Source organism: Kitasatospora phosalacinea (assembly GCF_000717185.1).
Taxonomy (GTDB): Bacteria; Actinomycetota; Actinomycetes; order Streptomycetales; family Streptomycetaceae; genus Kitasatospora; species Kitasatospora phosalacinea_A.
In genome coordinates this window covers 1-425 of the sequence record NZ_JNYE01000279.1, presented here as the reverse complement: position 1 = coordinate 425, position 425 = coordinate 1, and the positions used below count along the sequence as shown (strand labels likewise).

General features: G+C 68.7%; 1 pseudogene. It reads right to left on the bottom strand.

Annotated elements, in window-relative coordinates:
• Positions 1-418 (bottom strand): annotated as a pseudogene (locus tag OO57_RS38010) (IS982 family transposase); the annotation flags it as partial.
• Between the last annotated feature and the right edge of the window lie 7 nt (positions 419-425).

The following is a 425-nucleotide window of genomic DNA, read 5'->3' as shown; positions in this document are numbered from 1 at the left end:
ACTCGGCCCATCCGGCCAGGTCGGAGCGTTTGGCGGTCTCGCGTGAGCGCCCGCACTCCACCGGTGTGGAGTCGACGACCCACACGCTGTCGGTCCACAGGGAGGTGTCGGTCGCGAGCAGGCGGTTGACGTGGGCGATCAGGTCGGTGGTTTTGCGCAGGCGCCTGTTGTAGCCGGACTGGCCGGGCAGGTACGGGAACAGGTGCCGCAGGTGTGTGGTGGCGTGGCGGATCCAGCGGCGTTCGGAGGTGAAGCCGAGCAGGGCCTGCATCACCGCGAGGGTGACCAGTTCGGCGTCCGTGAGCCGGGGTGTGATGCCGACCGTGGGCCGCCACGGCGCCAGATGCGGCGATTGCTTCAGCAGGTCGTCGGTCTTCACGTAGAGTGCGGTCGCGAGGGAGTCCAGGTCAGGCGTCACAACCGAC